Origin of the sequence: Xanthomonas hortorum (assembly GCF_040279205.1) — a bacterium.
Lineage (GTDB): Bacteria > Pseudomonadota > Gammaproteobacteria > Xanthomonadales > Xanthomonadaceae > Xanthomonas > Xanthomonas hortorum_F.
The window spans coordinates 1-254 of the sequence record NZ_JBEOLS010000149.1; the positions used below are offsets into that span (position 1 = coordinate 1).

At 63.0% G+C, this 254-nt stretch carries 1 pseudogene; it reads right to left on the reverse strand.

The window, feature by feature from the left end:
• Window positions 1–254 (reverse strand): annotated as a pseudogene (locus ABS769_RS22580) (IS110 family transposase); the annotation flags it as partial.

Sequence of the window (254 nt, forward strand, 5' to 3'; positions counted from 1 at the left end):
CGCCTGTCGGATGTCGGCTCGGCCTCCGCCAATCCCGCGTTTACCTCGCATCGCGCCGCTGTCGCGCGAGAGCGGGGCAACGCCAACCAATCGGGAGATCTGCTTTCCGCTGAGCCTCCCAAGCTCTCAAGCTGGTTCACGTTGCCCTGCAGCAGCTTGCGTAGCGCTTTTTCCGCAACCTGCAGCAGCTGCTGCCTTGCTGTTTTCAACAGATCCACCAGTTGCCGACGGGCACGCACATGCTCGCCCAGATC